10 protein-coding genes and 1 pseudogene are annotated in these 14,448 nt (G+C 35.6%); 6 read left to right on the top strand and 5 right to left on the bottom strand.

The window, feature by feature from the left end; all coding sequences use genetic code 11:
* Position 1 precedes the first annotated feature (1 nt).
* Both folK and D0817_RS15600 read right to left on the bottom strand, forming a co-directional pair.
* Positions 2 to 1,135 carry a 2-amino-4-hydroxy-6-hydroxymethyldihydropteridine diphosphokinase gene (folK, locus tag D0817_RS15605; RefSeq protein WP_127339315.1) on the bottom strand — a complete coding sequence of 378 codons (1,134 nt, stop codon included), beginning with the start codon at positions 1,133 to 1,135 and terminating at the stop codon, positions 2 to 4.
* Between the two features lie 76 nt (positions 1,136 to 1,211).
* Entirely contained in the window at positions 1,212 to 2,393 is a 1,182-nt protein-coding gene (locus D0817_RS15600; RefSeq protein WP_127339314.1) for a peptidase associated/transthyretin-like domain-containing protein, read from the bottom strand.
* A 165-nt stretch (positions 2,394 to 2,558) separates the two neighbouring features.
* Between D0817_RS15600 and sppA the strand changes: the two genes are divergently transcribed.
* Both sppA and D0817_RS15590 read left to right on the top strand, forming a co-directional pair.
* Positions 2,559 to 4,316: a signal peptide peptidase SppA gene (gene sppA / locus D0817_RS15595; RefSeq protein WP_127339313.1), complete on the top strand. Its 1,758-nt coding sequence runs from the start codon at positions 2,559 to 2,561 to the stop codon at positions 4,314 to 4,316.
* A gap of 346 nt (positions 4,317 to 4,662) precedes the next feature.
* Positions 4,663 to 7,257 (top strand): AsmA-like C-terminal region-containing protein, encoded by a 2,595-nt coding sequence (locus D0817_RS15590; protein ID WP_127339312.1) that lies wholly within the window; start codon positions 4,663 to 4,665, stop codon positions 7,255 to 7,257.
* 53 nt (positions 7,258 to 7,310) lie between these two features.
* Here the strand turns inward: D0817_RS15590 and D0817_RS15585 are convergent, their stop codons facing one another.
* Positions 7,311 to 8,393 (bottom strand): glycosyltransferase family 9 protein, encoded by a 1,083-nt coding sequence (locus D0817_RS15585; RefSeq protein ID WP_127339311.1) that lies wholly within the window; start codon positions 8,391 to 8,393, stop codon positions 7,311 to 7,313.
* 220 nt (positions 8,394 to 8,613) lie between these two features.
* A complete protein-coding gene (locus D0817_RS15580; protein ID WP_127339310.1) occupies positions 8,614 to 9,408 on the bottom strand; it encodes a DUF2797 domain-containing protein in 795 nt (264 codons plus the stop codon).
* A 233-nt stretch (positions 9,409 to 9,641) separates the two neighbouring features.
* Here D0817_RS15580 and D0817_RS15575 point away from each other — a divergent pair, with 233 nt between their 5' ends.
* Together D0817_RS15575 and D0817_RS15570 are read left to right on the top strand one after the other, a co-directional pair.
* Positions 9,642 to 11,150, top strand: a complete 1,509-nt coding sequence (locus D0817_RS15575; protein ID WP_127339309.1) for a GH3 auxin-responsive promoter family protein — start codon at positions 9,642 to 9,644, stop codon at positions 11,148 to 11,150.
* A gap of 403 nt (positions 11,151 to 11,553) precedes the next feature.
* Positions 11,554 to 12,816 (top strand): site-specific integrase, encoded by a 1,263-nt coding sequence (locus tag D0817_RS15570; RefSeq protein ID WP_127339308.1) that lies wholly within the window; start codon positions 11,554 to 11,556, stop codon positions 12,814 to 12,816.
* Positions 12,817 to 12,821: 5 nt separating this feature from the next.
* On the opposite strand, the gene D0817_RS15565 is transcribed toward D0817_RS15570, so the two are convergent.
* Positions 12,822 to 13,028, bottom strand: coding sequence for a hypothetical protein (locus tag D0817_RS15565; RefSeq protein ID WP_127339307.1), 207 nt, complete (start codon positions 13,026 to 13,028; stop codon positions 12,822 to 12,824).
* Between the two features lie 459 nt (positions 13,029 to 13,487).
* Here D0817_RS15565 and D0817_RS15560 point away from each other — a divergent pair, with 459 nt between their 5' ends.
* Both D0817_RS15560 and D0817_RS15555 read left to right on the top strand, forming a co-directional pair.
* Positions 13,488 to 13,880, top strand: coding sequence for a single-stranded DNA-binding protein (locus tag D0817_RS15560; protein ID WP_127339306.1), 393 nt, complete (start codon positions 13,488 to 13,490; stop codon positions 13,878 to 13,880).
* A gap of 45 nt (positions 13,881 to 13,925) precedes the next feature.
* Positions 13,926 to 14,324: pseudogene (locus D0817_RS15555) on the top strand (DUF932 domain-containing protein); the annotation flags it as partial.
* Positions 14,325 to 14,448 lie beyond the last annotated feature (124 nt).

The following is a 14,448-nucleotide window of genomic DNA, read 5'->3' as shown; positions in this document are numbered from 1 at the left end:
ATTACGCCATTTTCTTTTTAATTTCATCCAGTATGAAAAGATAATCTTCATGTTTTTTGACAAAATCACGGTCAGAAACGTCAATAATCAAAACATTGAGATCGGTTTGTGATTTGATGTAATCCAGATACCCAACATTGATTTTATCTAAATATTCTGCTTCAATATTCTGTTCGTAAGCACGGCCGCGTCGTTTAATGTTCTCTAACAATCTTGTTGTATTTTGATATAAATAAACATACAAATCAGGCTTTTGCATTTCTTTATAAATAATATCAAACAGGTTTCTGTACAAACGATATTCATCTTCGGCCAGGGTGATTTTGGCAAAGATCAATGATTTGAAAATATGATAATCGGCGACTATAAAATCTTTAAACAAATCAAACTGCGCTAAATCGTCTGATAATTGCTGGTATCTGTCGGCCAGAAAAGACATTTCCAGCGGAAAGGCATACCGGTTCTGATCTTTATAGAATTTAGGTAAAAACGGATTGTCTGCAAAGCGTTCCAAAACGGTTTTCGCATTAAAATCTTCTGCAATTTTATGTGCCAGGGTCGTTTTCCCGGCGCCTATATTCCCTTCAAAGGCGATATAATTGAACTTCTCGAGCGGAATGTCCTGCAACGGATTTTTCAAATCCTGCACAACCGTACAAAGACTATCATCGGGTGTAATTGCCAGTAGCTCGGCTATTGTTTTTTGAAGTACAGGATGTTTCCAGTCTAATTTTAAATCCTGCATCGGCAATAATACAAATTTTCTGTTCTGCATTAAGGGATGCGGCACTTCAAGTTTCTCCGATTTAATGACTTCATGATCAAAAACAATCAGATCAACATCAATGAGACGGGATTGATAGCCTTCCTGATTGAGGCGGATTCGTCCTAATTGTTTTTCGATTTTTAAAACCTGAGTAAGGATTTTTTGCGCTGAAGAACTGGTGTGTATAAGAAGCGCACAGTTATAAAATGCATCACTTTCAAAACCCCAGGCAGGCGTTTCGTAAAGCTTTGAAACCTTAATTACAGTTCCCACTTCCTGATGTATAAGTTGTATACAACTTTCGATGTTTGCTAACCGATTTCCCTGATTACTGCCTATTGCTAATACGACCTGATGCTGTGATTTCATAATAAATGCAAATTAACTAAAACTATTTTAGAATTAATTACATTATTTCACCGGATCTCTTCCCAACTAAGATAAATTAATTCTTGTCTATAAATTCTTTTTCCTTTTCTGTTAACAGGATAGAATTATTACCGGCAATTGTATTGGAAGGAAGACTCTGATAGATTGGCTTTTCCAGATTTATGAGCCCTTCATTATTAACTTTATTGACGCGGGATTCCTTTAATACATAGATCGAGTTTTCAAAAGAGGTAAAGTATCTTTTTTTATCATAATCAATATAAAGATCTGCCGTAACAAAAAAACTTTTCAAGCTCCAGAGATTGTCATTGTTTTTATAAAAATCATGTTTTGTGCTATTCTTCAGTGTTTCATAGGAGTATTCTTTTTTGGTAATGCTTGTTGTTTTTTTAACAATCCTGTTTTTGAATTCAATTTCATTCACAAATTCAACAATAGCTTTTGACTGCTTATCAAACACAATTTTACCGACTGAACGGCTTTCAACATCTTTATTCTTTACCCATTCTGTTTCAAAAGAAACTATGATTTCATTTGCAGAAGACTTTTCAACATTGCTATTGAACTGATTTAAAGAGACCAGGAAATTTTTAATAAATACATTTAAATACAGCACCGATATTAAAGACTTAGTTTCTATAAAACCTGTACCTGAAGGCAAATTTTCTTCCGGCGAGTCTACTAAAATATCGAGTGCCCTGTTTTTGGAATATTCAACAGCACCTAATCTTAATTTAAGCTCGTCATAATTTTTTTTCAGTTCGTAACTTTTCCCCCACCAGTTGACTTTGGTCAGAATTAGTCTTTTTAATTTATTTTCTACGGAAAGGGTTTCCTTGAAATTACATTCTTTTTCAAATGCAGTCGAAACATATAATTTATTGTAATTATCCGAAACATACTGCAGTGCTTTTTTCAGGTCAAAGGAATTTACAATTACTTCATCGAGTTCTACTGCCTGAGGATTCATAAAAACAGTATTTGATTTTTTCAGTTGATCCGGATTTAAAATGATATCCTGATACCCGGGATTTGAAATCAAAAGCGCTACCTTGTTCTCTTTCAGGACTGCTTTACCTTCTGTGTTCGTAAAAGTCCCTTCGTTTAATTTGGAATAAAAGAGGCTTACATTTTCGATGGGCTGTTTTGTAATTTCATCCAGCACCAGGAATTCTAAATTCTGAGAAAATCCGGTAAGGGATAACAGGAGCAGTAAGAAACTAAGATATTTTTTCATCAGGGAGTTTTATATGGACTAAAAATAGTATTTTTCAGCTTAAATTGGTTTTAAAAAAGCAGTATATTCCAAAAACAAACTTGTTTATCAGAAGAATAAATATGATATTTCAATTATATTTGTAACAAACCCGCCTTTTTTAATACTTATTAAAAAAATATATTTATGAAATTTCTAGGAAATGTAGTTGCCACAGTGATTGGTATTTTTGTATTCATTATGTTATTCTTTTTCGGAGTAATTCTTATCGGTACTATTTTTGGAGGAGACGACACTGTTTCCGTTAAAGCGGATTCTGTGATCGAATTAGACCTGAAAAAAATTAAAAATGATTATGCCGGAAAATATAAGGATCCTTTGGTAACGGTTTTTTCAGACCCGAAAGGAGTTGGTTTAACCGATGTGATCCATGCGATTGAAGCTTCCGAAACGGATAGTAATATTAAAGGAATCTCCATCTTAAATGATCAGTCATCGTTAGGACTGGCGCAATATAAAGATTTAAGAAACGCGCTTGAAAAATTCAAAAAGTCAGGGAAATTTGTGTGGGCTTACGCCAATACGTATTCGCAAAAAGAATATTATTTGAACTCTGTTGCCAATACTGTTTATTTAAACCCTGCCGGAGATCTTGATTTCAAAGGTCTTTCGTCTGAAGTTATGTTCTTTAAAGATTTTCAGGACAAATCGGGCATTCACATGGAGGTGATTCGTCATGGAAAATACAAAAGTGCCGTTGAGCCCTTTTTGGAAAATAAAATGAGTGACGCCAACAGAGAACAGGTCACCGCTCTTTTAAATTCGATCTGGTCCACTATTACAAGTGATATTTCAAAAAGCCGAAATATTCCTTTAGCCAGACTAAACGAAATCGCAGACGGATTGTTAGCCAGAACTCCTGAAATGGCAAAAGCACAGCATCTGGTAGATATCGTTGCTTATGAGGATGTTTATCATAACGCCATCAAAAAGAAACTAAAAGTGGCAGACGATGAGGAGTACCATAAAATTTCAATTTTAGATTATACTCAAAATAATATAACCACAGCACTGACAAACACGTCAAGTGATCAGATTGCCATCATTTACGCTCAGGGTGAAATTCAGAGTGGTGAAGGTGACGTTACTGTAATTGGTGAAGGTGCCATGCGTCGTTCTTTGCAGGAAGCACGAAAAAACGAAGATGTAAAGGCTATTGTTTTAAGAATCGACAGCCCGGGCGGAAGCGCACTGACTTCTGATCTGATCTGGAGAGAAATTGAAATCACCAAGAAAGTGAAACCTGTTGTTGTTTCTATGGGTAATTATGCTGCTTCGGGCGGGTATTATATTGCGTGTAATGCCAATACCATTTTCGCAGAAAGAAATACCATCACAGGTTCGATCGGGGTTTTCGGAATTTTGCCGAATTTCAGTCCGCTGGCAAATAAACTGGGCATCAATACCGAACAGGTAAAAACACACGAAAATTCAGCCAACTACAGTCCTTTTGTACCAATTGACGAAAAATTCAAAGCCTTTACCTTAGAAGGCGTAGAAAATATTTATAAAACTTTTGTAACGCATGTAGCCGAAGGCCGAAAAATGACTTTTGCCCAGGTTGATGCCATTGCACAAGGAAGAGTATGGTCCGGTTCTGAAGCTATAAAAATTGGTCTGGTAGATAAAATCGGCGGACTGAATGATGCTATTGCAGAAGCTGCCAGAATCGCCAAAATAAAATCGTACAGTACACAGAATTACCCGGAATACGAAAAGTCATTTGATGATCTGTTATCAAATTTACCTTTTGCAAAATCCAAAGAGGCTTTTATCAAGGAAGAAATCGGTGAAGAAAATTACATGATTATCGAACAGGTGAAAAGATTTCAAAAACAAAAAGGAGTTCAGGCGATGCTGCCTTTCGGATTAAACATTCAATAAAAAATAAAAAACATATAACTAAATCCGTCTGAGTCGTTTCTCATGCGGATTTTTCATTTTAATTAACCAAAAGTTAATTCCCGCTTAACATCCGTAACCTGTAATCTCCCCTATTTTAGCCAAAAATTAAAAACCCGTAAAAAATAAAAAAGCCGCTCTTTCATAAAGTTTTAAAAACATAGAAAATTAATTTATTTTTTTTTGATAGCTTGCCCTAATCGAAATTCGATCTAAGGCAGGCTATTGTTTTTTATACTAATTTTAAAATAAACTACACTATAAAAGTCTATTTTTGCAGGAATAGCATTCCAATTAAGAACCTTAATCCTCAAATCTATAATTAATTATGTTAAAGAAAATTTTAAAAATCACAGCCATTATTCTCGTGGTATTTATTGCCGCGCTCTTCGCCATTCCTTATTTTTTTAAGGATCAGATAAAAGCGAAAATTTCAGAAGCTATTAACGAAAGTGTAGATGCTAAAGTGAGTTTTGCAGATGCCGATTTAAGTTTGTTTAAAGACTTTCCAAATGCTACGGTGGGTATTGACAAATTAGTCATTATCAACAAAGCGCCTTTTGAAGGAGATACTTTGGTTTCGTTAGGTAAATTAAACCTAAATATGAGTATCAAAGAACTTTTTAAAGGAAAAGACGAACCACTGAACATTCAGGGAATAAGCTCTGAAAATGGTCTGATCAATATTATTTTTAATAAAGATGGCGTAGGAAACTTTGACATTGCACTGAAGGACAAAGAAAAAACAGAAAAAGAAGAAGCCAGCAAACCGCTTGCTTTAAAAATTCAAAATTATAAAATTGAGAATTTCACTTTCAGATATATCGATCAGGGTTCTAAAATCAGAATGGTTATTGACAGTTTAAATCACGAAGGAACCGGGGATTTTACCAATTCAAAACTTGATTTAACGACCAAATCTACGGCTAAAGTTTCTTTGGATATGGACAAGATCAATTACATGAAAAATATATCCCTGACTTTAGATGCTGTCCTGGGAATTGATCTGGAAAAAAACAAATATACTTTTAAAGAAAACAAAGCCTTAATCAACCAGTTACCCTTAGAATTTGACGGATTTATTCAGATGGTTGAAAAAGGACAGATTTATGATTTGAAATTTAAAACACCAACTTCGTCCTTTACCAATTTCCTGGGATTAATTCCTTCTGCTTATGCTTCAGGTTTAGACGGTGTAAAAACTACAGGTGATTTTACCGTAACAGGTTTTGCAAAGGGAGAATTAACCGATACTACTGTACCGAAATTCAACATTGCCATTGCCTCCAACAATGCTTCTTTTCAATATCCGAACCTGCCTAAGTCTGTTCAGAATATTGTAATTGACACTAAAATCATAAATGAAACCGGTATTCTGAATGACACCTACGTTAATTTAGACAAACTCTCTTTCAGAATTGATCAGGATGTTTTCAGCGCAAAGGCGAATGTGAAAAACATCACCGTAAATCCAATTGTAGACGCCGCCTTAAAAGGAACAATCAATCTGGCTAATCTTTCCAAAGCGTACCCGATCAAACTTGACAAGCCTTTGGCCGGTATCCTGAAAGCCGATGTGACAACAAATTTTGACATGGCTTCTGTGGAAAAAAGCCAGTATGAAAACATTAAGAATGCCGGAACGATGAGTTTGTCAGGGTTTAAATACACGGATGAAAACAACAAATCAATGAACATCAGCACGGCTTTGGTGCAATTTGACCCAAGCACAATCAACCTGAAACGATTTGATGCTACCACTGGAAAAAGTGATATCAGCATTAATGGTGTTCTGGAGAATTTCTACGGTTTCATGTTCAAAAAACAGGAACTTAAAGGAAACTTCAACATGAGCTCGAACCAACTGGCGGTTGATGATTTTATGACTTCAGGCGAACCTGCTACGACTAAAACAGCGGCAAAACCATCGGAAGCAATGAAGATTCCGGCATTTTTGAATTGTACCATCAATGCAAAGGCAACCACTGTTTTGTATGATAATTTAAAACTAAAAGATGTCTCCGGAAAATTAATTGTTAAAGATGAAAAAGCAACTTTAGAGAACTTTAAAACTTCTATTTTCGGAGGATCCATTGGGTTAACAGGAACGGTTTCCACAAAAGAAAAAGTGCCCACCTTTAACATGAATTTAGGCTTCAATCAGGTAGATATCGCGCAGACTTTTACACAGCTGGATATGATGAAAAAAATTGCACCGTTGGCGGGAATCATCAACGGTAAATTGAATTCGACTATCAAACTGAACGGAAATTTAGATGCCAAAGAATTAACTCCGGATTTAAAATCACTTTCGGGAGATTTACTCGGACAGTTGCTTTCGACTACTTTAAACAGTAAGAATTCGACTGTATTGAATTCGTTGACTTCCAATATTAAATTCCTTGATGCCAGCAAACTGAACTTAAATGATTTGAAAATGGCATTGACTTTTGATAACGGAAAAGTAAATGTAAAACCATTTGACATCAAATACCAGGACATTAAAATTACAGTGGGCGGAACACATGGTTTTGACCAAACGATGAATTACAACTTAAAATTAGATGTTCCGGCTAAATATTTAGGAACTGAGGCCAATGCATTAATTGCCAAAATGTCTCCTGCAGATGCTGCAAAACTGGACAACATTCCGGTCAACGCAATGATTACGGGTAATTTTTCCAATCCGAAAATTTCAACGGATATGAAAAGTGCCGTTAGCAGTTTAACAACGCAGTTAGTGAATCAGCAAAAACAGAAATTAACTCAAAAAGGTGCTTCTGCCCTTACGGATTTAATTAACAAAAACACTAAAGCAAAAGATACCACAAAAGCGGCAGCAACTGAGAAAGAAAAAAACACTCAGGAAGCTACCAAAAAAGCAAGCGATTTACTGAACGGTTTGTTTAAAAAGAAAAAATAATAAATTACACTAAAGTAAAAAGGTCAATCTTAACAGATTGACCTTTTTTTATTTTAAACTGCTCTTGAATATATTTTCAGTTTTCCGTTATTCAGTATTTTATTGAGTACTTTGAAATAATCTTTTTTGGAATACTTGAGAACATTAACCCCAATACTGCAATTATCATAGGGTTCGTATTTTTTAAGTTCCGAGACCGAAAACAAACCTACCGTCGGAGTCTGAACCGAGCTGGCCAAATGCATCATTCCGCTGTCGGCTCCTATAAAAACATCCGTATTGGCTATCAGTGATCCTATTTCCCTAATATCTTTACTATAAAACGTGGGAGCCTGAAACGCAATTTGCGATACATTTTCGATAGGTAAAACTTCAATTATATTGTATTCCGGATATTCCTTTTTTAGTGCCTTATAGAAATCTTCCCACCATACTTCCGCTAAGCATTTGGTTCCTGTGGCATAGGTAAACAAACAAATTGTTCTTCTTAAGCCATTTCCAGTTACTTTATCCAGAATCCTTTTTCCCTCTTCGAATTCAGAGGAACTTAATTTGAGATCTAAAGGAGCGATTATTTTGTTGCTTTTGGCTAATCCTAATTTGGTCAGATAATTTCTGAAATTGTAAACGGGATATTTGGCAATATGGTCGTAGTCGCTTTTGGTTTGCTGATGCTGATCACTTAAATCACCATAAAATTTGTATTTCGCTCTGGAAAAGATAATGGCTAACCGGCCTGAAGAAGAATTTTGATCAACATTGATGGCCATGTCATAAGGCTGTCTTCTTATAGAAATCCACACCTTAATATATTCCAGTAAATTCTTAAAGGGTTTTTTAGGCAAATGAATTGTTTTGTAGACAGTATCATAATTTTCGTAGATAATAGGTGCCAGCGGTCCTTTTACAAACAAATCAATTTTACAATTTGGAAACATTTCTGAAACTTCCTGAACAAGCGGACTAACCAACAAAAGATTACCCAGCCTTGCATTAGGCCTGCAGATTAAAACTCTTTTGATTTCTGCTTTATCAACTAAGAGAATGTCCAAATTTCTTTTTGATTTCCCTATATTTTTAGTCAGGCCGCGCATTATGCGCCTTCTAAAAACATTTACTGTAGCTAATACACCCATTTGTAATAATTTACGAATTATAAAATTTGTCTTTTTTTAAAGTCAAAAAGTTATCATCAGAATCTCTTCAAATCTAACTTCTTTTACTTCCTAAAAGTAAAATGTTCTAATAAGTAATTATTATAAAATTGTAATCAAATGTATCAACTTTTACATGTTTACAACAAGGTTAAAACGTGTAATATCAAGAAAATAAAGACATTAAAAAACTGCAACTCCGTTAAACATCTATCGTCACCACATATCCTTCAGAGCTGCGGACATTAAAAACAGTACCATTTTCAAAAATCAGATATTGCCCTTTTATTCCGATGAGTTTCCCCTGAAACGAAGCTGTTTTGTCTAAATTTAAACTTGCTACTTTTGGCGGAAAATTTAAAACGGGATACTGCAATTCATACAAATCATTCTTCTCACTGTAAAAATAGTCTCTTGCTTCGGCCGGAATTAAACTTTCGACTTTTTCCTTTTCTTTGATTAAATCAAAGGTCTCTGTTGCGTTCTGAAGCATTTTTCGCCAGTTGGTTTTATCGGTATAATGACTTTTTAATGCTACCTCAGCGATTCCTGCCAGATAGCGGTTCGGAACCTCAACAATCGCGATGGCCTGACTGGCGCCCTGATCAATCCAGCGTGTCGGAACCTGCGTTTTACGGGTTACCCCAACTTTTATTTCACTTGCTGCCGCTAAATATACAATATGAGGCTGCAATTGTACTTTTTGTTCAAATTCTAAATCACGGTCTGCAATGCCTAAATGGGCGGTACTCAATTCGGGTCTCATAATCCAGTCCCCAACTGCAGGGCTTGAATAGAAGCAATCATAACAAAAACCCTGTCTGAATATTTTTTTCTTCTTGGAACAATTCAAACATTGGTACCCCATAAAATTGATCTCAATTTCTTTATTCAATAATTGATTCATATTGAGAAAACTATCTTCAAAAACGAGGTAATACTGAATTGGATTTCCCATTTCTGTCTGCATTTTTGTAAGTACTCCTTGGTATGTCATGAGATTTTCAGATTGTTGGTTTTAAATTTCAGATTACTATTTCTGATTGGATTTTATTTCGAAGCTTTAAATTATGAAACGTAATCTTTCCCTTAAATAAATTGTTTTTTGCAAAAAAACACTATTTTTGATATAACGACAAAGTTAGTATTTGTATATCGATATTCAAATTTTAAATCTCCTGCTTTTTAATCCGAAACCGGAAATTCTAAAATCTAAAATCTAAAATTCCCATGCCCTTATCCATAATAAACTCGTTTGCATCCTGGGTTCTCAAACAAAGAATTCATCAAATAGAGCTCTTTCTAAAATATCCGAATGAAGTTCAGGAAGAATTGCTGCATAATTTAATTACAGCTTCTGAAAATACCGTCATTGGGAAACAATATGAATTTTCATCCATTAACTCGTATCAGACTTTTACGGAACGGGTGCCTATTGCCACTTATGAAGAATTACAGCCTCTGATTGAGCGAACACGTCAGGGCGAACAGGCCGTTTTTTGGGAAACTCCGATCAAATGGTTTGCCAAATCAAGCGGGACTACCAATGCCAAAAGTAAATTTATACCGGTAAGCACCGAGGCGCTTGAAGATTGCCATTATAAGGGAAGTAAAGATTTACTTTGCCTCTACCTGAACAACAATGAAGATTCTGAATTGTTTTTGGGAAAAAGCCTTCGTTTAGGCGGAAGTTCTCAGATTTACGAAAACAACAATACCTTTTTCGGGGATCTTTCAGCCATTTTGATTGAAAATATGCCTATCTGGGCTGAATTCAGCAGTACACCAAGCAGCAAAACCTCGTTGATGAGTGAGTGGGAAGCTAAAATTGCGGCTATTATCAATGAAACAAAAAATGAAAATGTAACCAGCTTTGCCGGAGTTCCTTCCTGGATGTTGGTACTGATGAATAAAGTACTGGAAAACACCGGAAAAGAAAGTTTACTTGAAATCTGGCCCAATCTTGAAGTTTACTTTCACGGAGGCGTTAGTTTTTCTCCCTACAAAGAACAATATAAGAAAATATTACCCAGCAAAGATTTCAAATATTACGAAATATACAATGCCTCAGAAGGCTTTTTTGCCATTCAGGATATGAATAACTCAAGTGATTTATTATTGATGCTGGATTATGGAATTTTTTACGAATTTATTCCAATGGATACTTTTGGAACGCCCAGCCAGAAAGTAATTCGTCTGGCTGATGTTGAACTGAATAAAAACTATGCTATTGTCATTACTACTAATTCCGGTTTGTGGCGCTATTTAATTGGCGATACGGTTCGTTTTACCTCTTTAAACCCTTACAGAATTCGCGTAACGGGAAGAACCAAACATCATATTAATGTTTTTGGAGAAGAATTAATGGTCGAAAATACCGATCAGGCCATTGCCAAAGCCTGCGAGCTTACACAGACCGAAGTGATCGATTATACCGTTGCTCCTATTTTTATGCAGGACAAAGAAAAAGGCGCTCACGAATGGATGATTGAATTCAAGAAAAAACCGGCTGATGTTGGTCTTTTCCAGAAAGTCCTGGATGAAACACTACAGACTTTAAACTCCGATTATGAAGCCAAACGCCACAACAACATGACTTTAAACCCTTTGGTGATTAATGTGGCCAGAGAAAATTTATTTTATGACTGGCTTAAAGAAAGGGATAAACTGGGCGGGCAGCATAAAATCCCGAGGCTTTCGAATCAGCGGGATTATCTGGAGCAATTGAAGGAGATGTAGGCAATGAAAAGTTTGCTGCGAAATTCACTTGATTCAGCAAGTGAGATTGCTTCGTTCCTCGCAAAGACACAAATGAGTTGAAATCTCTTAATTCCACTGAATCGCATGAGGGATAGCAGTGGAAATCCTTTTTGTTTTTTCTTTAAAAGAATTAATAAAAAGCAAAAATAGGTAAAACGGTGAAAACCGTTACTATAAAGTGGTTTATAAAATGGTGTTCTAAAGTTGGAAGGTTGTGTACTTTAGTTTTTGGGATTGAAACGACAAAGTTAGGTTACTAAATCGTTACTGATTACGGCTTAGCGTAGTAGTTTTAAATAGCTATATTTCAGTTATTTGCGTTATTTTTCATATTTACTTGTAACTCAATGAAAGTTAATTTTAAACATTAAATTTTTGAGTTATGGAGAAGACAAAAAAGTCCACGTTCAAATTACTTTACTACCTAAAGAAAAATGAACCGAAGAAGAATGGAACAGTTGCAATTATGGGGCGTATCACCATAGACAGTAAGCCAGCCTGTTTTAGCACCAAATTAGAGATAAATCCTAATACTTGGGATTTAAAACACGGTAGGCTTTTGGGCAAGAGTGCCCAAGCATTGGCAATCAACATTAAATTAGATAAAATAAGATTACGTATAGACCATCATTATGACGAAATAATGAAAGATGAAGGTTTTGCAACCGCCATTAAATTAAAAAACACTTTCCTTGGTATTGGAGTTATGGAAGACTCTCTCCTAAAAGTCTTCAAAAAGCATAATGAAGAATTTGAGAGGTTGGTTTCAAAAGGTGAACGTGCTAAAAACACTTACAGAAAATACATTATTGTGTACAAACATCTTTGTGATTTTATAAAAGAAAGGTATTATCAAGAAGATATGGCATTTCGTGAACTTAACCCAGATTTTATTCGTGAGTTCGACTTCTTTCTGCGTGTAGATAAGGAATGTACTCATAATACAGTATGTGTTTATACAATGCCAGTCATCCGAATGGTACAGCTTGCTATTAAGAAAGGACTAATCAGAAAAAATCCTTTCGAAGATTACGAGATTAGGATGAATGAAAAAGACCGTGGCTATCTGCTTAAAGAAGATGTTGAGAAGATTTTGGTTCATAATGCAAATAAAAGGTTTGAGTTAGTCCGGGATTTATTTGTGTTCAGTTGCTTTACCGGTTTATCATATTCAGATATTAAGAAGTTAAAGCGAAGCAATATACAGTCATTCTTTGACGGTCATCAATGGATTATCAGCAGACGTAAAAAAACAGATAATGCATCAAATGTACGCTTGCTTGAAATACCTAAAAGAATAATTGATAAATACGTGGGTGTTATGCGGAATGAACTTGTTTTTCCGACACCTTCTAACCCTACTTGCAATACCCACATCCGCAAGATTATTGAACAGGCAGAGATTTTTCCTGAACACAAAATCGGCTTCCATACAGCCAGACATACTTTCGGTACTATGTTTCTAACAGAAGGAGTTCCTCTTGAAAGTCTTAGCAAAATGATGGGGCATAAAGACATTTCCACAACTCAGATTTATGCAAAAATTACGAGTCAGAAAATCAGTAAGGATATGGATTTGGTGTCAAGTAAATTTCAATCTATGGAACTTGCATTTATAGCTACTGAAAAAGAACTTACTCTTTAATAATTTTATAGTCTTTTGGGTGAGATTTTAGAAGCAGAACTTAAAGGTTCTGCTTTTTTTATGTCCACACTTCTTATACCCAAAGCACATTTACCTCCCGCACTATACCCTTTCCATAAAAGAGCTTTGGTTGTAAAATACTGAAAAGCATATTGAAAAATTCCGAGCAAATCCCCCACAATATTTTCCAATACTCTTTTGGTGGCTTTCATAGCCACAAATACTTAAAATGATTAAAAATTCTGATAGATAAATGCCTATTTTCTAATCACATAGACCATTTGCCAAATGCCTTTTCCATTGGCTTCCACATAAGTTTTTAACCAGGAAGCCAGTATGATGTTCTTCTCATTTCAAGAGCAAAGGAATTTCCGTGTTCTTAACGCAGGAACAAGGTCAAGCCCTTCGGGTTTGCAAAAAAATCTCCACCTATTCAGGTTGTATTTTTTTGACAAAAACTTGTTCCTCCTAAACACGAACCTTTTATGCTCGTGAAACGAAACAAAGCATACTCCGGCTCTTTAGACGAATAAAAAAAATGTCAGAAATGAAAAAATATAGCATTGAAAATGGTAAAAAAGGGAAACGAAACTTCAGCACCTCCTCTCATTTCCGAATAAATTAAATCAAAAAAATCAAACAGGAATTTAATAATGTAAAAATCAAAAATCATGAACATCACAGGAAGACTGACAAGAGATGCGGAAGTACGCACAACGTCACAGAACAAACAAGTCGTAAATTTTTCAGTAGCAACCAACGACAGCTACCGTAACCAGCAGGGCGAACGCATAGAGCAAGCGACCTTTTTCGACTGCTCCTATTGGATTACCCCAAACGTAGCCAAGCTACTTACCAAAGGCACTTTGGTTGAACTATCGGGCAGAGTAAGTACAAGAGCGTGGACAGGCAATGATGGAGAAGCAAGAGCAGGACTCAATTTCCATACTTCGCAAATTAAACTACACGGAGGTAGCAGAAAAATAGAAAGCGTACAGGCTACTGCACAAGTCGAAAACAACAAAGTTACAGTACAAGGAACAGCGGAAGACCTCCCATTTTAACAACGATTATTCAAACAATTTTCAAACTTTTTAAATCATTTTATTATGTCACATAACATTAATTTCAACGAGAGAACAGGACGTTATTCATTTTTTAGCGTACAACAAAAGGCATGGCACGGTTTGGGGCAAATCGTGGAGCAATACCCAACAAGCGAGGAAGCTATCAAACACGCAGGTTTAGATTACGAAGTCGTAAAATCTCCCCTAATTACCAAAGGTTCGGGCATTATAGAAACGGCAAACGGTATAGAGATAGGCAGTAACGAATTGGAAGTTCCTAACTATTTCGCCAACATACGCACCGATAATAATGCCGTATTGGGTGTAGTCGGTAAAGATTACCACATTGTACAAAACCGTGAAGCCTTTAATTTTTTTGATGCTATCGTAGGCGGTGGCGAGGGTATTTTGTACGAAACCGCAGGAGCATTGGGCAACGGTTATGGAAAGTAAAAGATTATGTAAAATAGTCTGTGTCAATCTGTTCTTTTAGCTGTAGCTACACAATGTGTATTCTATTTTACTTTACATTATTTTGTTGTCGGCAATTATGCCTTAACAACTA

This window comes from Flavobacterium cupreum (assembly GCF_003996965.1).
Taxonomy (GTDB): domain Bacteria; phylum Bacteroidota; class Bacteroidia; order Flavobacteriales; family Flavobacteriaceae; genus Flavobacterium; species Flavobacterium cupreum.
The sequence above is the reverse complement of the archived record's forward strand: the minus strand, read 5'-3'. Positions and strand labels throughout refer to the sequence as shown.

What these genes read in the sequence shown, in the direction of transcription:
- folK (WP_127339315.1), bottom strand. Translation starts at nt 1,135, where the DNA reads ATGAAATCACAGCATCAGGTCGTATTAGCAATAGGCAGTAATCAGGGA.
- D0817_RS15600 (WP_127339314.1), bottom strand. Translation starts at nt 2,393, where the DNA reads ATGAAAAAATATCTTAGTTTCTTACTGCTCCTGTTATCCCTTACCGGA.
- sppA (WP_127339313.1), top strand. Translation starts at nt 2,559, where the DNA reads ATGAAATTTCTAGGAAATGTAGTTGCCACAGTGATTGGTATTTTTGTA.
- D0817_RS15590 (WP_127339312.1), top strand. Translation starts at nt 4,663, where the DNA reads ATGTTAAAGAAAATTTTAAAAATCACAGCCATTATTCTCGTGGTATTT.
- D0817_RS15585 (WP_127339311.1), bottom strand. Translation starts at nt 8,393, where the DNA reads ATGGGTGTATTAGCTACAGTAAATGTTTTTAGAAGGCGCATAATGCGC.
- D0817_RS15580 (WP_127339310.1), bottom strand. Translation starts at nt 9,408, where the DNA reads ATGACATACCAAGGAGTACTTACAAAAATGCAGACAGAAATGGGAAAT.
- D0817_RS15575 (WP_127339309.1), top strand. Translation starts at nt 9,642, where the DNA reads ATGCCCTTATCCATAATAAACTCGTTTGCATCCTGGGTTCTCAAACAA.
- D0817_RS15570 (WP_127339308.1), top strand. Translation starts at nt 11,554, where the DNA reads ATGGAGAAGACAAAAAAGTCCACGTTCAAATTACTTTACTACCTAAAG.
- D0817_RS15565 (WP_127339307.1), bottom strand. Translation starts at nt 13,028, where the DNA reads ATGAAAGCCACCAAAAGAGTATTGGAAAATATTGTGGGGGATTTGCTC.
- D0817_RS15560 (WP_127339306.1), top strand. Translation starts at nt 13,488, where the DNA reads ATGAACATCACAGGAAGACTGACAAGAGATGCGGAAGTACGCACAACG.